The organism is Streptomyces viridosporus T7A (assembly GCF_008704515.1).
In the GTDB taxonomy this organism is placed as follows: Bacteria; Actinomycetota; Actinomycetes; order Streptomycetales; family Streptomycetaceae; genus Streptomyces; species Streptomyces viridosporus.
In genome coordinates this window covers 7230354-7254334 of record NZ_CP023700.1, presented here as the reverse complement: position 1 = coordinate 7254334, position 23981 = coordinate 7230354, and the positions used below count along the sequence as shown (strand labels likewise).

The following is a 23981-nucleotide window of genomic DNA, read 5'->3' as shown; positions in this document are numbered from 1 at the left end:
GCCGGAGGACCCCGACGTGTACATCACGTAGGCGAGCCGGGCGCCGCACGGTGCGGCTGCGGCCGGGGTGCCGGGAGCCGTCTCCGCGGCGGCGTCGGCCGGCTCCCGGCGCAGGGCCCGGCCCGGTTCGAGGACCGGCACGCCCCACGCCTGAGCGGCGTCGGCGTACGCGTCGTCCACGACGGCCAGTACGGCCGACACGTCGCCGACCACGTGCCGGATCCGCTCGACGGGATCGGAGGGGCGGACCGGTACGTAGGAGCCGCCCGCCTTGAGGACGGCCAGCAGGACGACCGGCACGTGCACGCCGCGGTCCATCGCCACGACCACCGGCGACTCGGCTCCCACGCCGTGCTCGGCGAGGTCGCGGGCGAGCCGGTCGGACAGTTCGTGCACGCGGGCGTAGGTGAGCTGCTCGTCGCCGCACGTGACCGCCACGGCGTCGGGTGTCCGCCGCACGCGTGCCTCGAACGCCTGCGGCAGCGAGACGTCGGGCAGGGGGACGGCGGTGTCGTTCCACGTCGTCAGCGTGCGGGTGCGCTGTTCGGCGTCCAGGATCTCGACGTCGTCGACGCGTACGTCGGGTCGGGCGACGATCTGCTCCAGCACGCGGAGCAGGCCCGCGGTGAATCCGTCCGCCGTCTCCCGGTCGAAGACGTCGGAGCTGTACTCCAGAACGCACTGGAAGCCGGGGGTGGCGCTGTCGCCCTTGCCTTCGACGAAGAAGAACGCGAGGTCGAACTTGGAACTCGTCGTCTCGATCTCGGTGGGCGCGACCCGGACTCCGGGGAAGTCGGCCAGGGCGGCCTCGGCCATGGCCTGGTCGGTGTTCTGGAAGGCGATCAGCGTCTGGAACAGCGGGTGGCGCGCCAGCGACCGGCTCGGGTTGAGCACCTCGACCAGCCGCTCGAAGGGAAGGTCCTGGTGGGCGTAGGCGGACAGGTCGGTCTCCCGGACCCGGGCCAGCAGCTCGGGGAAGGTCGGGTTCCCGGTCAGGTCGGTGCGCAGGACGAGCGTGTTGACGAAGAACCCGACGAGGTCGTTGAGCGCGTCGTCGGTGCGGCCGGCGATGGGCGAGCCGAGGGGGATGTCGGTGCCGGCTCCCAGTCTCGACAGCAGGGTCGCCACGGCGGCGTGCATCACCATGAAGGTGCTGCATCCGTGCTCCCTGGCCAGCTCGGCCAGCCCGGCGTGGATCTCCCCGGGGATCGTGAACGGCACCCGTCGGCCCTCGTACGAGGCGGTCGCGCGGCGGGGCCGGTCGAAGGGCAGGGCGAGTTCCTCGGGGAGGTCGGCGAGCTTCTCCGTCCAGTAGGCGAGCTGCCCGGAGACCACGCTGTCCGGGTCCTCCTCCGAGCCCAGGGCCTCTCGCTGCCACAGGGCGTAGTCCGCGTACTGGACCGGCAGTTCCAGCCATGCGGGGGCGCGGCCCTCCAGACGGGCGCCGTACGCGGTGGCCATGTCGCGTGCGATGGGCCCGAGCGACCATCCGTCCCCGGCGATGTGGTGCAGCATGACCTGCAGGACCCAGTCGGTGCCCTCGGGGTCGAGACGGAACAGCCAGCCGCGGATCGGGATCTCGGTGGCGAGGTCGAAGCAGTGCTGCGCGACGCGGGCGACCTCCCGGGCCACCTGGTCCTCGTCGACGTCCACGACCTCGAGCACGGGGGTGACCCGGTCGGCGTCGAGCACGACCTGGCTGGTGCCGTCGTCACCGTCGGCGAAGACGGTGCGCAGGCTCTCGTGCCGGACCACCACGTCGCGGAACGCGGCCCGCAACGCCTCCACGTCCAGTTCACCGTGCAGACGCACGCCGAGCGGGATGTTGTAGGTGGGGCTCGGTCCTTCGAGCTTGTGCAGGAACCACAGCCGCTGCTGGGCGAACGAGACCGGTACGTGCTCGGGACGTGGCTCGGCCCTGTGCAGCGCGGTGCGCGCGTCGGCCATCGAGTCGAGGAGAGAACTCAGTCCCGCGACGGTCGGCGACTCGAACAGGTCGCGGATCGCCACCTCGACACCGAGGACCGAACGGATCCGGCTCACGAGCCGGGTCGCCAGCAGCGAGTGGCCGCCGAGTTCGAAGAATCCGTCGTCGATGCCGACCTCGTCGACGCCGAGGACCTGGGCGAACAGCGCGCACAGGATCTCCTCCCGGGGCCCGCGGGGACGCCGGCCCCCGGCAGCCGACTGCTCCGAGGAGGGCGCCGGCAGCGCCCGCCGGTCGAGCTTGCCGTTCGCCGTCAGCGGCAGCCGCTCCAGCGTGACCTGCGCCGCCGGCACCATGTACCCCGGCAGGAAACCCCCCAGCCACTCCCGCAGCCCCGGCACCCCCGCATGCCCCGCACCCGGCACCACATACGCCACCAGCCGCCGGTCACCGGGCCGGTCCTCCCGCACCGTCACCGCCGCCTGCGCCACCGCGGGATGCCGCAGCAGCGCCGACTCCACCTCACCGACCTCGATCCGGTACCCGCGGACCTTCACCTGACCATCCGCACGCCCCACGAAGACCAGCTCACCGTCGCGGGTCCAGCGCACCACATCGCCCGAGCGGTACATCCGCCCGCCCACCGCGAACGGATCCGCCACGAACCGGCCCGCCGTCAGCCCGGCCCGCGCCCAGTACCCACGCGCCACCCCGCTGCCGGCCACATACAACTCCCCCGCCACCCCCGGCGGCACCGGACGCAACCCCGCGTCCAGCACATACAGCCGCAGGTCCGGGATCCGCTCCCCGATCACACTGCCCGCCGCCCCCGCGGCCAGCACCGGATCCAGCTCCCGGTAGGTGACGTGCACCGTCGTCTCGGTGATCCCGTACATGTTCACCAGCACCGGAGCATCCGGCGCATGCCGCCGGTACCAGCCCTCCAGCCGGCCCGGATCCAACGGCTCCCCGCCGAAGACGACCCGCCGCAGCACCAGCCCCTCCCCCAGCCGGGGATGCTCCGCATCGGCCTGCATCAGCTGATAGAACGCCGACGGCGTCTGGCTGAGCACCGTCACCCGCTCCCGCACCAAGAGCCGCAGCAACGCCTCCGGCGACGTCCGCTCCTCCGGCGAGACCACCACCAGCCGGCCCCCGTGCAGCAGCGCCCCGCCGATCTCCCACACCGAGAAGTCGAACGCATAGGAATGGAAGAGCGTCCACACATCCTCCCGGCCGAACCCGAACCAGCCCTCGGTCGCCGCGAACAGACGCACCACACTGCGGTGCTCCACCACCACCCCCTTGGGCCGCCCCGTCGACCCCGAGGTGTAGATCATGTACGCCGCGTGCCCCGGCAGCAGCCGCCCCCGACGCTCACCGTCCGACACATCCCCCGCACCCGCCGCCGCACACGCCCGCACCGTCTCCGCACCGTCCAGCACCAGCACCGGAACATCCGCCGGCAGCACCCCGGCCAGCGCGCGCGTGGTCACCGTGACCGCCGGCGCCGCATCACCCAGCACATAGCCGATCCGCTCCGCCGGATACTCCGGATCCACCGGCACATAGGCGCCGCCGGCCTTCCACACCGCCAGCAGCGCCACCACCAGCTCCACCGACCGCGGCAGCACCACCCCCACGAACGACTCCGGGCCCACGCCGCGCTCCACCAGCACCCGGGCCAGCCGGTTCGCCCGCGCGTTCAGCTCCGCATACGTCAGCGTCTCCACGCCGTCCGAAACCGCCACCGCGTCCGGCACCGCCCGGGCCTGCGCCTCCACCAGCACCGGCAGCACACCCGAACCCGCGTCCACCACCGGCGAGTTCCAGTCCACCACCATCTGACGCCGCCGCTCGGGAACCACCACCTCCAGCGCCGACAACGCAACCCGCGGATCCTCCGCCACCTGCCCCAGCAGCAGTCGCAGACCGACAACCAACTCCTCCGCCGTGCCACGGTCGAAGAGGTCGGTGTTGTACTCCAGGGCGCCCCTCATATACGTTCCGTCGCCCTGCGGGGTGGAGCTTTCCGTAAGCGTGAAGGTCAGGTCGAACCGTGCTGTCGACGCCTCCATCGCCTCGGGTTCCGCGAGCAGCCCGGGCAGTGTCACCGTTTCCGGTCGGTCGTTCGGATTGTTGAAGGCCAGGGCGGTCTGGAAGAGGGGGTGGCGGGAGAGGGAGCGGGCGGGGTTGAGGGCCTCGACGAGCTGTTCGAAGGGCACGTCCTGGTGGGCGTAGGCGGCCAGGTCGGTCTCCCGGACCCGGGCCAGCAGCTCGGCGAAGGACGGGTCGCCGGTCAGGTCGGTGCGCAGCACCAGGGTGTTGACGAAGAAGCCGACCAGGTCGGTGAGGCCGTCGTCCAGACGCCCGGCGATGGGCGAGCCGATGGGGATGTCGTGGCCGGCGCCGAACCGCGACAGCAGCGCGGCCAGCGCGGCGTGCGCCACCATGAACATGCTGCACCCGTGGGCCCGGGCCAGCTGCCGGAGCCCGCCGTGCACCTCCGCCGGGATCTCGAAGGACACCCGCGCGCCGCGGTGGGAGGCCACCGCGGGACGGGGCCGGTCCACCGGCAGGGCCAGCTCCTCGGGCAGGTCCGCCAGCTGCCGGCGCCAGTACTCCAGCTGCCCGGCCAGCACGCTGCCGGCGTCGTCGGCCGTGCCGAGCACCTCGCGCTGCCACAGCGCGTAGTCGGCGTACTGCACCGCCAGCGCCTCCCACCCGGGGGCACGGCCCCGCGCCCGCGCGCCGTAGGCGCGGGTCAGGTCCCGCGCCAGCGGCGCCAGCGACCACCCGTCGGCGGCGATGTGGTGCACCACCAGCACCAGCACCCACTCGTCCGGGGCGAGCCGGAACAGCCACCCCCGCACCGGGATCTCACCCGCGAGATCGAACGCATACGCCCCGGCCCGGGCCAGCGCGGCCGGCAACTCCTCCTCGGCGACCTCCTCCACCACCAGCTCCGGCGTGGCCGTCTCCAGGATGACCTGGCAGGCGCCGTCCTCGGTGTCGGTGAAGACGGTGCGCAGGCTCTCGTGCCGGGCCACCACGTCGCCCAGGGCCGCCCGCAGCGCCGCGGTGTCCAGGGCGCCGGTCAGACGCAGCGGCAGGGGAATGTTGTAGGTCGGGCTCGGGCCCTCCAGCTTGTGCAGGAACCACAGCCGCTGCTGGGCGTAGGAGACCGGCAGCCGCTCCGGGCGCTCCCGCGCGGTCAGCGCCGGGCGGGCCAGGCCCGCCCGGCCGTCCAGGACCCGCACCAGCCCGGCCGGCGTGGCATGCTCGAACACCTCCCGCACCGCGATCTCCACCCCGAGCACGGAACGGATCCGCGACACCAGCCGCGTGGCCAGCAGCGAGTGCCCGCCCAGCGCGAAGAACCCGTCGTCGATCCCCACCGAGGCCACGCCCAGGACCTCGGCGAACAGCCCGCACACCAGCTCCTCGCGCGGGCCCCGCGGCGCCCGCGACGCCCCGCGCCCGCCGTCCCAGTCCGGCGCCGGCAGCGCCCGCCGGTCCACCTTCCCGTTCGGCGTCAGCGGCAGCTCCCGAAGCACCACCACCGCCGCCGGCACCATGTACTCCGGCAGCCACTCCCGCGCGTGTGCGAGGATCTCGCGCTCGGTGCAGTCGCCGCCGCTCACCACGTAGGCGACCAGGCGCTGGTCGCCGGGCCGGTCCTCGCGCACCACGGCCACCGCCTGCGCCACCCCGGCACACCGGGCCAGCACCGCCTCCACCTCGCCCAGCTCGATCCGGAAACCCCGCAGCTTGACCTGGTCATCGACCCGGCCGACGTACACCAGGTCCCCGTCCCGGGTCCAGCGGGCCAGGTCCCCGGTGCGGTACATCCGCGTCCCCGCCCCCCCGAACGGATCGGCCACGAACCGCTGCGCGCTCAGCCCGGGCCGGCCCAGATACCCGCGCGCCACCCCCGCACCGGCGATGTACAGCTCCCCCGCCACCCCCGGCGGCACCGGACGCAACCCCGCATCCAGCACATACACCCGCGCATGCGGGAACGGACGCCCGATCGGCACCGCACCCGACCCGACGGCCTCCCCCGCCTCCACCACGAAGTCACAGCAGTTCACGGTCCCCTCCGTGGGACCGTACGCATTGACCACCCGCACCCCGGGATGCTCGGCCCGCCACCGCTCCAGCACCGGCCCCCGCAACGCCTCCCCACCCGTCACCAGCGTGCCCGACGGCCACACCCCCCCGGCCGGACCCGACCCCAACGACAGATGACTCGGCGTCACCTTCGCGATCGACACACCCCCCGCAGCCACCACCGCGGCAGGCACCCGCACCTCCGACGCCCACTCCGCCAGCCACACACACCCCCCACACACCAGCGGCGCGAACAACCCCGTCACCGTCAGGTCGAACGCCACCGACGTCCCGACCAGCGACACCCCCGCCATGTCCGCATACGCCCCCGCCGCATAACCCACATACGCAGCCACACTCGACCGCGACACCACCACCCCCTTCGGCCGCCCCGTCGACCCCGACGTATAGATCACATACGCCGCCCCCGCCCCCGGCACCCCCACCACAAGATCAGCGGAGTCCCGCCGGGCACACTCCTCCACCGTGCCCGCGTCATCCACCACCAGCACCGACAGACCCGCCGGCAGCGCCCCCGCCAGCGCACGCGTGGTCACCGTGACCGCCGGCGCCGCGTCGGCCAGCACATAGCCGATCCGCTCCGCCGGATACTCCGGATCCACCGGCACATACGCGCCGCCGGCCTTCCACACCGCCAGCAGCGCCACCACCAGCTCCACCGACCGCGGCAGCACCACCCCCACGAAGCAGTCCGGGCCCACGCCGCGTTCCACCAGCACCCGGGCCAGCCGGTTCGCCCGCGCGTTCAGCTCCGCATACGTGACCTCCGCGTCCCCGCACACCACCGCCACCGCGTCCGGCGTCTCCCCCGCCTGCCGCACGAAACGATCGACCAGGAACCCGTCCACCACCGGCACCGCCCCGGTGTCGTTCCACCCCTGCGTGATCCGCTTCCGTTCGTCCGCGCCCAGCAGGTCGACCCGGCCGACCGGGCCGTCCGGTGCGCGGGTGATCGCGGTGAGGATCCGCTGCAGGGCGTCCGTGTACCGGTGAGCGTCCTCGGGGTCGATCACGTGCGGCTGGTACTTGACGCACAGCGTCAGCTCCGCGCCCGGGATCGCGAGCAGGTAGACCGGGTAGTGCGTCGCGCTCTGCGCCTCCACACCGGCGACTCGTACGTCGTCGAAGAGGCTTTCGAGGCTCTCGGCGTCGAACGGGTAGTTCTCGAACACGGTGACCGTGTCGAAGAGTTCACCGTGTCCCGCCCAGCGCTGGACGTCCGCCAGGCCCGCGTAGTGGTGGTCGGCGAGCTGGGCCTGTTCCCGCTGGAGCCGGGTGACGAGGTCCTTGAGCGATTCGGCGGGGTCGACGCTCACGCGTACCGGCAGGGTGTTGATGAACAGCCCGACCATCGACTCCACGCCCGCCAGCTCGGCGGGACGCCCGGACACCGTCGCGCCGAACACCACGTCGGTGCGACCGGTCGTCCACGACAGCATGAGCCCCCACGCGGCCTGCACCACCGTGTTCAGGGTGACGCCCCACTCCCGCGCGCACCGGCCGAGCTCCCGGGTGGTGTCCGCGTCCAGCGTGACGGTGACCGACTCGGGGACGACGGCGGTGTGGCTTCCTCCCGCCGGCCCGACCAGTGTCGGGCTCTCCACCCCGGCGAGGGCGTCCCGCCAGACGCGCCGGGACTCGTCCCGGTCACGGTCGGCGAGCCACCCCAGGTAGTCCTTGAAGGGACGCACCTGCGGAAGGCCCCGGTCGTCGCCGCCCTCCCTGTACAGCCACAGCAGCTCACGGAGGAGCACGGAGGACGACCAGCCGTCCCACAGGATGTGGTGGTGGGTCATCAGGAAACGTGAGCGGCCGCCGCCGAGGCGGATCAGCGTGAACCGCACCAGGGGCGGGCGCCGCAGGTCGAAGCGCGCCCACCGGTCCGCCTCGACGAGCTCCGCGGCGGCCGCCTCGACGTCGTCGGCGCCGGAGACGTCCTCGTCGCGCCACGGCACCGTCACCGACCGCGCCACCACCTGGACCGGCTGCGCCAGGCCTTCGTGGCGGAAGCCGACCCGGAGGTTGGCGTGTCTGCGCAGCAGCGCCTCCGCCGCCGCGTGCAGCCGGTCCCGGTCCACCTCGCCGTCGAGGTCGAACGCGAGCTGACGGACGTAGAGATCGGTCGGGCCCTCGTCGCGGATGCTGTGGAACAGCATGCCCTCCTGAAGCGGCGACAGGGGGAGGATGTCCGCGATGTTGCGCCTCTGCGTGCTCATTCGAAAATCTCCCAGTCAGCTTCAAGAAGGTCGATCTCGCTCTGACTCAGGGTGGAAAGCGAGAAGTCGGTCGGGGTGATCCCTCCGGCGTCGGGATCCTTGGTGTGTTCGGCGATGCCGGTGAGCGCGGAGACCCACAGCCCGGCCAGGGCGCGCACGTCGTCCTCCGACAGCAACCGCGGTGCCCAGCTCCAGTTGGCCCGGAGCCGGAGGAGCCCGTCCTGTTCCTCGGCGACCGCGTTGAGTTCGACCACGTGGCTGAGCGGGACGGCCGGTCCGGTGCCGTGCCCGGTTCCGGGCAGCAGGCCCCAGTCGTGTTCCTCGCCCGCCGCGGTGCGCATGCGCCCGAGGTAGTTGAAGCCGACCTGGGGTGCGGGGTACCGGCCGAGTACGCCGGCGGTCGCGGGGTTGAGGTGGCGCAGCAGGCCGTAGCCGACGCCGCGGTCGGGGACCGCGCGCAGCTGTTCCTTGATCCGTTTGATCGCCTCGCCGACGTCCGGTCCGCCCGTCTCCGACCACCGGACCCGTCCCGGGTCGAGCCACACCGGGTACACCGTGGTGAACCAGCCCATCGTCCGCGACAGGTCGGCTCCGGGCATCAGTTCCTCGTGCCGGCCGTGGCTTTCGAGTTCCACGAGGCATCCCGGTTGCGGGGATCCGTCGGGGGTCTGGCGCCAGCGTGCCAGCGCCAGCGTGAACGCCGTCAGCAGGACGTCCTCGACGCCCGCGTTGTAGAGGTCCGCGGTGCGCGTCAGCACGATCTCCGACACGTCCGGTGGCACGGTCTCCGAGAACAGCCCCATCGAGCTGTACTGGTCGCGTTCGGGGTCCAGTTCACCGTCGGCCACGGGGGTTCGCCGGGACAGGACGGAGGTCCACCGGTCCAGTTCCGACTCGCGCCGTTCGCTCACCGCCTGCCGCGCCATCTCCAGCGACCAGGCCCGCAGGGAGGTGCCGACGGGGGCCGGTGCCTCGGCCGCGCCGCCCGAGCGGGCGCTCTCCACGGCTTCCGCCAGGTCCGGCAGGAGCACTCTCCAGGAGACGCCGTCCACGACCATGTGGTGGGCGACGACGACCAGCGTCCCGGGTTCCCGCGCTCCGGCGTCCAGCCAGACCAGCCGCAGCATGATTCCGGCGGCCGGGTCCAGCGCGTGTCCCGCCGCCGCGGCCCGTGCGTCCGTCTCCTCGCGTATCCCGGCTCCGTCCCGGCCGCGCACGTCCACGCGGGTCAGGACCGTCTCGGCGGTCTGTGTTCCCGGGGCGGACACGTCCATGACCGGTCCGTGTTCCTCGTCGTGGCGCACACGGGAACGGAGCACGTCGTGGCGGTCGAGCACCGCCTGCACGCCGGTGAGCAGGTCCGGCCAGGTCAGTCCCGCGGGCACCCGCAGCACCTGGGTGTGGTGGTAGGCGGCCCAGTCGCCACCGCGTTCCAGCAGGGAGCGCGAGATCGGCAGCGCCGGGAAGACCCCCATTCCCCGGGCGGCCTCGGCACCGTCCTCTTCCTCGTGGTCCCCGTCGGTCCAGTCGGCGACGCGCGCCAGCTCCGCGACCGTGGGGTTCTCGAACAGGGTGCGCACCGAGAAGCGGGAGCCCGACCGGCGTGCGCGGCCCACGAGCTGGATGGACATGATGCTGTCCCCGCCCAGCGCGAAGAACGAGTCGTCGATGCCGATGTCCTCGACTCCCAGGGTCTCCGCGAACAGCCGGCACAGCAGTGCCTCCCGCGGTCCCCGGGCGGGGCGGGACCCGCCCGTGTGCTCGTGGTCCGGTGCGGGCAGCCGGGCCCGGTCGATCTTGCCGTTGGTGGTGAGGGGGAGTTCGGTGAGCGGGACGACGGCCGCGGGGACCATGTGCTCGGGGAGCCGGGTGCGCACGTAGGCGCGGAGATCCGGTGCGGGGGCCCCGGTGTCCTGGGCGGGGACGACGTAGGCGACCAATGTCTGGACGCCCGGCCGGTCCTCCCGGGCCACCACCACGGCACGGCGCACATCGGGGTGCTCGGCCAGTACGGCTTCGATCTCGCCGGGTTCGATGCGGAAACCCCGCACCTTCACCTGGTCGTCGACCCGCCCCAGGAACTCCAACTGCCCGCCCCAGGACCACCGCACCACATCACCCGTGCGATACATCCGCGCCCCCGGACCCCCGAACGGATCCGCCACGAACCGCCCCGCCGTCAGCCCGGCCCGCCCCCAGTACCCACGCGCCACCCCCGCACCGGCCACATACAACTCACCCCCCACCCCCGGCGCCACCGGACGCAGACACCCGTCCAGCACATACAGCCGCGCATTCGCCACCGGCCGCCCGATCGGCACCGCACCCCCCGGCACCACCTCCCCCGGCCCCACCACGAACACCGAACAACCCACCGTCGCCTCGGTCGGCCCGTACTCGTTCACCACCGACACCCCGGGACGCAGCCGCCGCAGAACCGCCACCGCACCCCCCGGCAGCTGCTCCCCACCGACCACCACCTGCTCCGTGGCCGACAACCCCACCGGCAACTCCGCCAGCAACCCCACATGCGCCGGCGTCACCTTCGAGAACGACGCCTCGAACCCCTCCGGCAACCACCCCGCCTCGTCCAGCCCCGTGAACCACACACACCCACCCAACGTCAACGGCACGAACACACCCGTCACCGTCAGATCGAAAGCGATCGACGTATGCACCACCGACCGACCCGCCAGCCCCGGATACGCCCGCCCCGCGAACCACACGTACGACGCCAGATTCCCCTGATCCACCACCACCCCCTTCGGCCGCCCCGTCGACCCCGACGTGTAGATCACATACGCCGCACGGCTCGCCGGGCAGGCGTCCTCCACGGCCGTCGGAGCGTCCGGACCGTCCGTGTCCAGGGACGCGAGGTCCGCCGCCACCGCGGGGTCGTCGAGCACCAGGCGGGCAGTGTCTTCCGGGGTCCGGTCGAGCAGGTCGCTCGTGGTGACCGTGACGGCCGGGCGGGAATCGGTAACGAGGTAGTCGACGCGCTCGGCGGGGTACTCCGGGTCGATCGGCACGTACGCCGCGCCGGTCTTCCACACCGCCAGCAGCGTGGCCACCAGGTCGACGCCGCGGGGCAGGAGCACGGCCACACGGCCCTCCGGGCCGACGCCGTGGCCGCGCAGGATGCGGGCGAGGCGGCCGGCGCGTGCGTCGAGCTGGGCGTAGGTGAGTTGTTCGGACGGGTCCACGACCGCGACCGCGTCCGGTGTCAGCGCGACCTGCTCCCGGAACCAGTCACGTACCTCACCGGGCCGGATCTCCGCCGCGGTGTCGTTCCACTCCTCGAGGACCTTGTGCCGTTCCCCGGCGTCGAGCAGGTCCAGGCTTCCGGCGGGCCGGCTGGAGGCGTCCGCGATGCGCGTGAGCGTGGTGACGAGCCGCCTCATCGTCGCGTTCGCCTCGTCGACGCCGACCACGTCCGGCTGGTGGTCGAGCCGCAGCGCCAGTTCCTCCCCCGGCGCGACGGCCAGGCCCAGCGAGTAGTGCGTCGCGTCATGTCCCCCGACGTCGGTGATGCGGAATCCGCTGCCCTCGGGCGGGGACAGCGTCTCGGCGTCGACCGGGTAGTTCTCGAAGACGGTGGCGGTGTCGAAGAGTTCGCCGTGTCCGGCCCAGCGCTGGATGTCGGCGAGGCCGACGTGCTGGTGCTCGACGAGCCGGGACTGCTCCCGCTGGATGCGCTCCACCAGGTCGCGCAGCGGTTCGGCCGGATCCACCGTCACCCGTACCGGGACGGTGTTGACGAACAGTCCCACCATCGACTCCACACCCGGCAGGTCCGCCGAGCGGCCTGACACCGTGGTGCCGAAGACCACGTCGCGGCGGCCGGTCGTCCACGACAGCACCAGTCCCCACGCCGCCTGCACCAGGGTGTTCAGGGTGACGCCCCACTCCCGCGCGCACCGGTCGAGCGCCGCCGTCGTGTCCTTGTCCAGGCCGGCGAAGACCTGCTCGGGAACCGAGGTCGTGCGGCTGCGGTCGGGTGCCAGCAGGGTGGGCTCGGCCAGACCGTCCAGGGCACCTCGCCAGGCCCGTTCGGACTCGGTCCGGTCGCGGGCGGACAGCCAGCGCAGGTAGTCGCGGTACGGGCGCACCCGGGGCAGTCCCCGGTCGTCGCCGCCCTGCCGGTACAGCGCCAGCAGTTCGCGCAGCAGGACGGGGGTGGACCAGCCGTCCCAGAGGATGTGGTGGTTGGTCATCACGAACCGGAACCGGCCCTCGGCCAGGCGGATCAGCAGGAACCGCACCAGGGGCGGACGGCGCAGGTCGAAGCGCGCCCACCGGTCCGCCTCCACCAGCTTCGCGGCCGCCGCCTCGACGTCACCGGCGCCCGAGACGTCCTCGTCGCGCCACGGCACCGTCACCGACCGCGCCACGACCTGCGACCACTCGCCCGACTTCCGCTGGACGAACGCGGCCCGCAGGTTCGCGTGCCGGCGCAGCAGCACGGAGGCCGCCTCCCGCAGGCGCGCACCGTCGACGTCGCCCTCGAGGTCGAACACCAGCTGTGCGGTGTAGACGTCGGGACCGGCGTCGTCGTAGACGCTGTGGAAGATCATCCCGCGCTGGAGCGGCGCGAGGGGCAGGACGTCCTCCAGACCGGGTGTCTCGGCCTCCAGCTCCTCCAGCTCGGCCTGCGTCAGCGCCGGGTCCGCGACGTCGGTGGGGGTGAGTCCGCCGGCGCCGGGGTCGGTGGTGTGCCGGGCGATGCCGGTCAGCGCCTCGGCCCACAGGCCGGCCAGCTCCCGCACCGCCTCGCCGTCCAGCAGCCGGGACGCCCACGACCAGGTGGCCCGCAGCACCAGACCACCGGCCCGGTCCTGCTGCGCCACCGCGTTGACCTCCAGCACATGCCCCAGCGGCGTCCGCCCGCACTGCCCGGCCACCCCCGCGGCCAGCACCCCCCAGTCGGCGCCACCGCCACCGCTGGCGGTGGTGGTGGTGGGCTCCTCGCCCGTGGCGGTCGTGAACCGGCCCAGATAGTTGAACCCGATCTGGGGCGGGAGCTGCCCGCGCAGCGCCGCGGCGGTCTCCGGGTTGAGATAGCGCAGCATGCCGAACCCGCTCCCGCGCCCCGGGGTGGCCCGCAGCTGCTCCTTCACCCGCTTGATCGCCGCCCCGACCACCGGACCGCCGGCGGTCACCTCCCGCCACGCCGCGGGACCGGCGTCCACCCGGACCGGATACATCGAGGTGAACCAGCCCACCGTGCGCGACAGATCCGCCCCCGCCAGCAGCTCCTCGTCCCGGCCGTGGCTCTCCAGGTCCAGCACCCAGCCGCCCCCGCCGCCCCGGGCGTCCCGGGCGGCCCCGTCCCCGCGGGCCGTCCACCGCGACAGGGCCAGCGCCAGAGCGGTCAGCAGCACGTCGTCGACGCCCGCGTTGAACAGCCCCGCGGCCCGGGTCAGCACCACCCGCGACACCTCCGCGGGCAGCGCCACCGCATACGACCCCGCGGTCCCGTGCGTGTCCCGGGTGGGGTCGAGGTCGCCGTCGGCCACCGCGGTCCGCTCCGCCAGCACCGACCGCCACCACGGCAGCTCCGCCACCCGCTCGGGCGTCCGCGCCTGCCGCGCCACCTCCGCCGACCAGCGCCGCACCGACGTCCCCACCGGCGCCAGCACCACCCCGGCATCGGCACCGGCCTCGGCGTCGGCACCGTCGGCGGCGGTCTCGGCACCGGCGGCGGCGGTCACCGCCTCGGCCAGGTCCGGCAGCAGCACCCGCCACGACACCCCGTCCACCACCAGGTGATGCGCCACGATCACCAGCGCCCCCCACTCCGCCGGCCCCCGGTCCAGCCACACCAGCCGCACCACCGCCCCGGCCACCGGATCCAGCGCCTCCCGCGCCCGCACCGCCTCCCACTCCACCAGCGCCCGCCAGGCCCCCTCCCCCGCACACCCCGCCGCATCCACCCGCACCAGGCACCCCCCGGCCCGCACCTCGCCGGCCGGCAGCACCTCCACCCCCACCGGCACAGCCGCCGCGTCCACCACCCGCAACCGCAGACCGTCATGGTGCTCCAGCACCGCCCGCCACCCGGCACGCAGCGCCGCCTCGCTCAGCCCGGCCGGCGTCCGCACCACCTGCGACTGGTTGAACCCCCGCCACTCACCGCCCCGCTCCGCCAGCCACGACACGATCGGCAGCCCCGCGAACACCCCCACCGGCTCATCCACCCCACCGGCCCCACGGCCACGCTCCTCACCCGACCAGTCCGCCACCCCCACCAGCCCGGCCACGCTCTGCTGCTCGAACACGTCCCGCACCGACAGCACCACCCCCGCCCGACGCGCCCGCGACACCAACTGGATCGACAGAATGCTGTCCCCACCCAGCTCGAAGAACCCGTCGTCGATGCCCACCGACGCCACACCCAGCACCTCGGCGAACAGCCCGCACAACAACTCCTCCCGCGCATCCCGCGGCCCCCGGAACACCTCACCGCCCCGCTCCCACTCCGGAACCGGCAACGCCCGGCGATCCACCTTCCCGTTCACCGTCAACGGCAGCGCCTCCAGCACCACCACCGCCGCCGGCACCATGTACTCCGGCAACCACTCCCGCGTGTGCGCGAGGATCTCGCGTTCGGTGCAGTCGCCGTCGCTCACCACGTAGGCGACCAGGCGCTGGTCGCCAGGCCGGTCCTCCCGGACCACGGCCACCGCCTGCGCCACCGCGGCGTGCCGGGTCAGGACGGCCTCGACCTCGCCGAGTTCGATGCGGAAGCCGCGGAGCTTGACCTGGTCGTCGGCACGGCCCACGAAGACCAGTTCGCCGTCGCGGGTCCAGCGCACCAGGTCTCCGGTGCCGTACATGCGGGAGCCCGGGGCGTCGAAGGGGTTCGCGACGAAGCGGGTGGCGGTCAGCGCCGCCCGCCCCAGGTACCCCCGCGCGAGCCCGGGGCCGGACACGTACAGCTGTCCCGCGACGCCGGGCGGTACCGGACGCAGGAACTCGTCCAGGACGTAGACCCGCGCGCCGGTGACGGGACGGCCGAGCGGCGGGTGCAGCCGGCCCGACAGGGGCTCGCTCATCGTCGCGCAGACGGTGGTCTCGGTCGGCCCGTAGGCGTTGATCATGCGGCGGCCCGGGGAGAACCTCGCCACCTGGTCCGGCCTGGTCGCCTCACCGGCGACCACCAGGACCATGCCGGCGGGCAGGGCGTCGTCGGCGAGCACCGGAAGGGCGGACGGCGGGAGGGTGGCGTGGGTGATGCCGTGTTCCGCGACGAGTTCCGCCAGCGGTTCCCCGGGCATGAGCCGGTCCGGTGAGGCGAGGACGAGCCGGCCTCCCGTCAGCAGGGCCATGCAGATCTCCCAGGCCGCCGCGTCGAAGCTCAGCGAGGCGAACTGGAGGACGCTGCTGCCCGGGCCCGCTCCGAGACGGGTGGCGTGCGTGTGGGCCAGGCCCGCCAGGCCGCGGTGGGTGACCGTGACGCCCTTGGGCAGGCCGGTGGAGCCGGAGGTGTAGATCACGTAGGCCGGGTGGTCCGACCGCAGCGGTCCGACCCGGTCGTCGTCGGTCGGCGCGTGGGACGGCCCGTCGTCACCGGGGCCGGCGGGCAGGTCCTCGAAGAGCACCCGGGGTACTTCGCCGGGCGGCAGGTCCGCCGCGGTGGCACCGGTGGTGACGAGGAGCGCGGGGGCGGCGTCGCCCAGCATGTACGCGATGCGTTCGGCGGGGTAGGCGGGGTCGACCGGGAGGTAGGCGGCGCCCGCCTTGTGCACGGCCAGCAGCGCCGTGACCATGTCGGCCGAGCGGGGCATCGCGATCGCCACCAGGTCCTCGGCTCCGATGCCGCGGCCGATCAGGTGGTGCGCGAGGCGGTTGGCGGCCGCGTCGAGTTCGGCGTAGCTGAGGCTGCGGTGGTCGTCGGTCACCGCGGTCGCGTCCGGTGCGCGCCGGACCTGTTCGGCGAAGAGGTCCGGGAAGGTGCGGGGGGCGGGGGCGTCCCCGGTGTCGTTCCGGGTGACGGTGAGGTCCCGCAGTTCCGTCGCGCCGAGGACGTCGATGTCGCCCAGGCGTGTTTGCGGGCGGGCGACGACCTGCTCCAGCACCCGGCACAGCGCCCGGGCGATCATGTCGGCGGTGGGCTCGTCGAACAGGTCGGTGGCGTACTGCAGCACGCCGTCCATGCCGGCGCAGTCGCGCCGGGCGTCACGGTGTTCCTCCAGACTGAGCAGCAGGTCGAACTTGGCCCGCCCGGTGTCGACCTCGTGCACGTCGAGCGTGAGGCCGGCCAGGGTGGTGCCGAAGCTCTCCTTGGGCCGCACGGTGACGGCGACCTGGAACAGCGGGTTGTACGCCAGTGACCGGGCGGGGCTGACGAGTTCGACGATCCGCTCGAAGGGCACGTCCTGGTTGCCGTAGGCGTCCAGGTCGGTGGCGCGGACACGGTCCAGCAGCTCGCGGAAGGCGGGGTTGCCGGAGGTGTCGGTGCGCAGGACGAGCGTGTTGGCGAAGAAGCCCACCAGGTCGTGGGTGGCTTCCTCGTCGCGGCCGGACACGGGGGTGCCCAGGGGGATGTCGGTGCCGGCGCCCAGCCGGGTCAGCAGTGCGGCGAACGCCGCCTGCACCACCATGAACACCGTGGTGCCGGTCGTGCGGGCCAGCTCGGCCAGCCCCTCGTGCACGGCGGCGTCGACGGGGAACGCCACGGCCGCGCCCCGGTGGGAGGCCACCGCGGGGCGGGGACGGTCGGTGGGCAGGTCCAGCTCCTGCGGGAGTTCCGCGAGCTGGTCGCGCCAGTACGCGAGCTGCCTCGACTGCAGGCCGGCCGGGTCGTCCTCCGCGCCCAGGAGCTGCCGCTGCCACAGGGTGTAGTCGGCGTACTGCACCGGCAGCGGTTCCCACCGCGGTGCGAGGCCCTCCGTCCGTGCGGAGTAGGCGTGGGCGAGGTCCCGGACCAGGGGTGCCAGGGACCAGCCGTCCGCGGCGATGTGGTGCACGACCAGGGTCAGGGCCCACGCCGTGCCGGGCTCGGTCTCGAACAGCCATGCCTTGAAGGGCAGGTCGGTGCTCAGGTCGAACACGTGCCGGGCGGCCTCGTCGATCCGCTCGGCGGCCCGGGCGGGGCCGGTGCGTTCCACCACCAGTTCCGGGACCGCGTCCCGCACCACCTGGCGGGCGCCCTGCTCGGTGTCGGTGAAGACGGTGCGCAGGCTCTCGTGCCGGGCGACCACGTCGGCCAGGGCCGCCCGCAGCGCCGCGACGTCCAGGGCGCCGGTCAGGCGCAGGACCAGGGGGATGTTGTAGGTGGGGCTCGGTCCCTCGACGTGGTGGGTGAACCACAGGCGCTGCTGGGCGTAGGACGCCGGCACGGACTCCGGGCGCGGCACCGCCGCGGTCAGCGGCGGCCGCTTCGCCGCCCGCACGCCGATCGCGTCGGACAGCTCGGCGACGGTCGGGTGGTCGAAGACGTCCCGGATCGCCACCTCCTCGCCCAGTGCCGCACGCAGCCGCGACACCAGCCGGGTCGCCAGCAGCGAGTGGCCGCCGAGGTCGAAGAACCCGTCGTCGATGCCGACCTCGTCGACGCCGAGGACGTCGGCGAACAGCCCGCACAGGATCTCCTCGCGGGGGTTGCGGGCGGGCCGTGACGAGGGCCGGGAGGCCGGGTCGGGGGCCGGCAGCGCCTTCTGGTCGATCTTCCCGTTGGGGGTCAGGGGGAAGTGGTCGACGGTGAGGACGGCGGAGGGGACCATGTACTCCGGCAGCCGCCGCCTCATGTGGGTGAGGAGGTCGGCCTCGGAGGTGGGCGCGGCCGGGATGACGTAGGCCACCAGGTGCCGCCGGTCCGGTCCGTCCTCGCGGACGAACACGGCCGCCTGCGCGACGTGCGGGTGCCGGCCGAGGACGGTTTCGACGGCGCCCAGTTCGATGCGGAAGCCGCGCAGCTTGACCTGCGTGTCGGCACGGCCGAGGAACTCGACGTCCCCCCCGCCGTTCCAGCGCACGATGTCCCCGGTGCGGTACATCCGCGTGCCGGGCGCGCCGAACGGGTCGGCCACGAACCGGTCCGCGGTGAGGTCCGGGCGGTTCCAGTAGCCCCGTGCCTGTCCGGCCCCGGCGATGTACAGCTCGCCCGCGACGCCGGAGGGCACCGGCCGCAGCAGCTGGTCCAGGACGTAGACGCGGGTGTTGGCCAGCGGGCGGCCGATCGGGAGGATCGTGCGTGCCGCGTCGGCGTCCGTGGCCGGGTGGCGCAGGGCGAACGTCGTGGTCTCGGTGGGCCCGTAGACGTTGAACACCGTGAGTCCCGGGCACGCCGAGCGCACCCGTGCGACCGCGTCCGGCGGTACCGCCTCGCCGCCGGTCCACACCTGCCGCAGGGTCGCGAGGCTCTGCGGGTCCTCCTCGGCCACGACCCGGAACAGCGCCGTGGTGAAGAAGGCGGCGGTGACCTCGCCCTCGGCCAGGGCCCGGCGCAGGGCGGGCACGTCGAGGTCCCCGGGGGGAGCCATGACGATGGTGCCGCCCCGCAGCAGGGGGACCCACGTCTCGTACGTCGAGGCGTCGAACGCCAGCGGCGAGTGGGCCAGGACGCGGCGGTGGGCCTCGTCCTCGGCCCAGCGCGGATCGGAGACGAACTCGACGATCGCGCGCTGCGGGATGGCGACGCCCTTGGGGGTGCCGGTGGAGCCGGAGGTGAAGACGATGTAGGCCAGGGTGTCGGGGCGGGCCGCGGGCAGCGCGGTGTTCCCGGTGGCGTCCGTGTCCCCGGTGCCGGCGGACCGGCCGGGTTCGATCACGGGCAGGCCCCAGGCCGCGGCCTCGTCGGTGTGGTCGGTGAGCACCAGTTCGGCGCCGACGGAGGTGAGGACGTCCCGCACCCAGGGGGCCGGGTCGGTGACGCGCACCGGCACGTACGTCGCGCCGGCCTTCATGACGGCCAGCAGGGCCACCGGGACGTCGGCGGACCGCCGCATCGCCACGGCCACCCGCGACTCCACCCCGACGCCGCGGCTCACCAGCACGCGTGCGAGCCGCTCGGCCCGGGCGTCCAGCTCCGCGTACGTCAGCGTCACGGCGCCCGAGCGGACGGCGATCGCCTGCGGGGCGGCCGCCGCCTGCCGGTCGAACAGTTCGGTGACCGTCGCCGCGGGGACCGGAGCGGCCGTGTCGTTCCTCTCGACCAGCAGCCGCTCGCGCCCGGACCGGCCGAGCACGTCCAGCGTCTCCACCGGGTGCCCGGGGGAGGCGGCCACCTGCTCCAGCACCCGTACCAGGCCGGACGCGAGCGCCTCGGCGGTCCCGGCGTCGAACAGGGCGGTGCTGTACCGCAGCGTGCCGTGCCACGCCGACGCCTCCTGGAGGCCGTCGGCGAGCGAGAACTCCAGGTCGAACCTGGCCGCTGCGGTGTCGACCTCCGACACGCTCGCCTCGAGGTCCGGGAACCGCGTCAGTGCCTGCGCCGTCACGCCCTGGTCGGCGTTGGCGAACGACAGCATCGTCTGGACCAGCGGGTGCCGTCCGGCAGCGCGGGGCGGGTTCAGCACCTCCACCAGGTGCTCGAAGGGCACGTCCTGGTGCGCGTACGCCGCCAGGTCCGCCTCGCGTACGCGGTCGAGCAGTTCCGTGAACGCCGGCTCGCCCGAGACGTCGACCCGCAGGACGAGCGTGTTCACGAAGAAGCCGACCAGATCGGCGAGGGCTTCGTCGGTACGGCCCGCGACGGGGGTGCCCACCGCGATGTCGGAACCCGCGCCGAACCGCGACAGCAGGGCGGTCAGTGCGGCGTGCACCACCATGAACAGGGTGCAGCCCCGCTCACGCGCCAGTTCCCGCAGTCCCGAGTACACCTCCGCCGGCACCTGGAACGGCACCTGGCCGGCCGTGTGGGACGCGTCCACCGGGCGGGGGCGGTCCGTCGGCAGCGGCAGTTCCTCGGGCAGTCCGGCGAGGTGCTCGCGCCAGTGGGCGAGCTGGCCGGCGAGGACGCTGTCCGGGTCGCCCTGCGACCCCAGCAGGCGGCGCTGCCACACCGCGTAGTCCGCGTACCGGGCCGGCAGTTCCGGCCAGGCGGGGGCGCGGCCCTCCAGCCGGGCGCCGTACGCGGTGGCCAGGTCCCGCAGGATCGGGCCGACGGACCACCCGTCTCCCGCGACGTGGTGCACCACCATCGCCAGCACCCACTCGGTGCCGGGGTCGCCGGAATCGTCGATCCGGTAGAGCCGGGAGCGGAAGGGGAGTTCGCCGGACAGGTCGAACGCCCCGCGGGCCAGCCGCCCGAGTTCGGCGTCCAGGTCCCGCCGGGCCAGCGGCCGCACCGGAAGGTCCGGCTCCGTCGCCGGGTGCACGACCTGGCACGGCACGCCGTCGTGCTCGGTGAGGGTGGTGCGCAGCGCCTCGTGCCGGGCGGTCACGTCGCCGAGCGCGGCACGCAGCGCGGCCGGCTCCAGCGGTCCGGAGAAACGCACCGCCAGCGAGTAGTTGTAGAGCGCGCTCGGCCCTTCCAGCCGGCTCAGGAAGTACATCCGCTGCTGCGCGAACGACGCCGGCACCCACTCGGGTCTGCTCTCCGTCCGGAGGGCCGGCCGCGTCTCGCGTGCGGTGTCCAGCAGCGTCGCCAGGCGTCCGGCCGTGGGGTGGTCGAACAGGTCCCGGAGGGAGAGTTCGGCGCCCAGGGCGGAACGGACGCGGGCGACCAGGCGGGTGGCCAGCAGGGAGTGCCCGCCCAGCGCGAAGAAGTCGTCGTCGGCGCCGACCGCGGGGACCGCCAGCACGTCGGCGAACAGGTGGCACAGGATCTCGGTCCGGGGGTCCTGGCCGCTCCCGGGTGGCGCCGGCACGTCCGTGCCGGCGTCCGGCACGGGGAGCGCCGCGCGGTCGACCTTGCCGTTGACCGTCAGCGGCAGCGCCGCCATCGGGACGAACTCGGAGGGGACCATGTGGGCGGGCAGCCGGTCCTGCAGGAACGCGCGCAGCTCCGCGGCCGCGGAACCGCCGCCGTGCCCCGGCTCGTCGCCGGTTCCGGCGCACACCACGTAGGCGACCAGCCGTTGGTCCCCGGGGCGGTCCTCGCGGACGAGGACGGCCGTCTGCGACACCGCCGGATGCCGTACGAGGGTGGCTTCGATCTCGCCGGGTTCGATGCGGAAACCCCGCACCTTCACCTGGTCGTCGACCCGCCCCAGGAACTCCAACTGCCCGCCCCAGGACCACCGCACCACATCACCCGTGCGATACATCCGCGCCCCCGGACCCCCGAACGGATCCGCCACGAACCGCCCCGCCGTCAGCCCGGCCCGCCCCCAGTACCCCCGCGCCACCCCCGCACCGGCCACATACAACTCACCCCCCACCCCCGGCGCCACCGGACGCAGACACCCGTCCAGCACATACAGCCGCGCATTCGCCACCGGCCGCCCGATCGGCACCGCACCCCCCGGCACCACCTCCCCCGGCCCCACCACGAACACCGAACAACCCACCGTCGCCTCGGTCGGCCCGTACTCGTTCACCACCGACACCCCGGGACGCAGCCGCCGCAGAACCGCCACCGCACCCCCCGGCAGCTGCTCCCCACCGACCACCACCTGCTCCGTGGCCGACAACCCCACCGGCAACTCCGCCAGCAACCCCACATGCGCCGGCGTCACCTTCGAGAACGACGCCTCGAACCCCTCCGGCAACCACCCCGCCTCGTCCAGCCCCGTGAACCACACACACCCACCCAACGTCAACGGCACGAACACACCCGTCACCGTCAGATCGAAAGCGATCGACGTATGCACCACCGACCGACCCGCCAGCCCCGGATACGCCCGCCCCGCGAACCACACGTACGACGCCAGATTCCCCTGATCCACCACCACCCCCTTCGGCCGCCCCGTCGACCCCGACGTGTAGATCACATACGCCGCACGGTCCGGCGTCAGCGGGCGCGGCCGCTCATCGGGGGTGATGTCGCCGTCCGCGCGGGACTCCCACTCGGCCGCGAGGGCGGGTGAGTCCAGTTCGAGGGAGGGCGCACCGTCCGGTATCAGGTGCGCCAGGCCGGAGCAGGTGAGGGTCACGACCGGCCGGGCGTCGTCGAGGATGTGCGCGACGCGCTCGGTGGGGTACTCCGGGTCGATCGGCACGTACGCCGCGCCGGTCTTCCACACCGCCAGCAGGGCCACCAGCAGTTCCGTGGAGCGCGGCAGCACGACGGCGACGAGGTCCTCGGCTCCGGCGCCCCGCTCGATCAGCACGCGTGCGAGCCGGTTCGCCCGGGCGTTCAGCTCGTCGTAGCGCAGTGCGGTGGACGCGTCGGTCACCGCCACGGCGTCGCCGTCCGCGGCCGCCCGGGCCTCGAACCAGTCGACGACCGTGCCGGCGGGGAGTTCCGCGGCGGTGTCGTTCCACTCCCGCAGCACCCGGTGGAGGGTGGCCTCGTCGAGCAGTTCGGCCTCGCCGACCGTGCGGCCCGGTCCGCCGAGGAGGTGGACGAGCATGCGGCGCAGCTCCCGGTGCCACTGCCGGACGTCCTCGACGGTGTGCGTCCGGGCGTTGGCGTGCACGGTGACGTGGATGTCGCCGCCCTTGTCGGGGGTCCCGTACACGTCGATCGCCACCTCGTGCACCTGGCCGTTGGCCAGTTGGTGCAGGGTCGCCGGCGCGGTGCCGAACCGCACCTGGTGGTCGAACGGCATCACGTTCACCGAGAGGTGTCCCCGCGCGCCGCCCGCGCCGAGCTCGCGGTACAGCTCCTCGCCGCGGAAGCGCTGGTGCCGGAGTGTCGCCGGCAGTGCCCGGGACACCTCCTCCGTGAGGGCGCGCAGGTCCGCGTCGCGCGCGACCTCCAGCCGCAGCGGCAGCACGTTCGACATCATGCCGGGCGTCGTCAGCGCGGCCCGGGTCGTGCGGGCGGTCACCGGCAGGTCGATCACGACCGCGTCGTCGCCCTGCCGCCGCCGGGCACAGGCCGCCACGGCACCCAGCATCACCGCGGTCCAGCGCGAACCGTGCGACCGCGCGTGGGCGCACACCGCGTCGGTCAGTTCCCGCGGCAGCCGCACCGTGTCGCGGAGCACCTGGTCCGAGGCGGCCGCCGGGCCGCTGCCGCGTCCCTCGGCGAGGGACCGGGCGGTGGTGTGCCAGTGGGCCCGGTCCTCGGCGCACCTGGCGGAGTCCTCGTACTGCCGTTCCTCGTCCAGCAGGCGGTCCAGGCCGCCGAACGGGGCCGCGTCCGGCTCGGTGGCGGTGGCCAGGGCCGTGTAGAGGTCGGCCACCCGGTTCAGGTACAGGGTCTGCCCGAAACCGTCGAGCGTGATGTGGTGGTAGCGGAAGTAGAAGATGGAGCGCCGCTCGCCGATCCGGAACAGCACGTGCCGGTAGCTCGGGTCGTGCCGCAGGTCGACCGGCTCGGCCAGGTCGGCGTCCATCCACCGCCGTGCCGCGGTGACCGGGTCGTCCGCGTCGCGCACGTCGATTGTCGTCACGCAGTCGTCGGGGGCCGGCCGCGTGGTCCGGATGATCTCGCCGTCGCCGTCCTGTTCGGCGAACAGTGAGCGCAGCGTCTCCGTCTCCTCCAGGGCACGGGTCACGGCGCGGCGGAGCACGGCGGCGTCGAGGGCCTCGCCGACGTCCAGGAAAACGCCGCAGTTGAACCGAGGGCTGAGCGGCCGCAGTTGCTGGGCCACCCAGACCTCTCGCTGCGCGGCCAGCACCCCATGACGCACCGAACGCCCTTCAGCCAT

At 73.7% G+C, this 23981-nt stretch carries 2 protein-coding genes (1 of these 2 only partly in view); both read right to left on the bottom strand.

Translation table 11 applies throughout. The features are described 5' to 3' along the window. On the bottom strand, positions 1–8277 hold the 5' portion of the coding sequence (locus CP969_RS32990) for a non-ribosomal peptide synthetase (protein WP_150474996.1). 4098 nt of this gene lie to the left of the window's left edge; only the first 8277 of its 12375 coding nucleotides appear in the window; it begins with the start codon at positions 8275–8277; its stop codon lies beyond the left edge, outside the window. Next, on the bottom strand, positions 8274–23981 hold the full coding sequence (locus CP969_RS34360) for a non-ribosomal peptide synthetase (RefSeq protein ID WP_191093705.1): 15708 nt from the start codon (positions 23979–23981) through the stop codon (positions 8274–8276). The genes CP969_RS32990 and CP969_RS34360 overlap by 4 nt, the downstream gene beginning before the upstream one ends.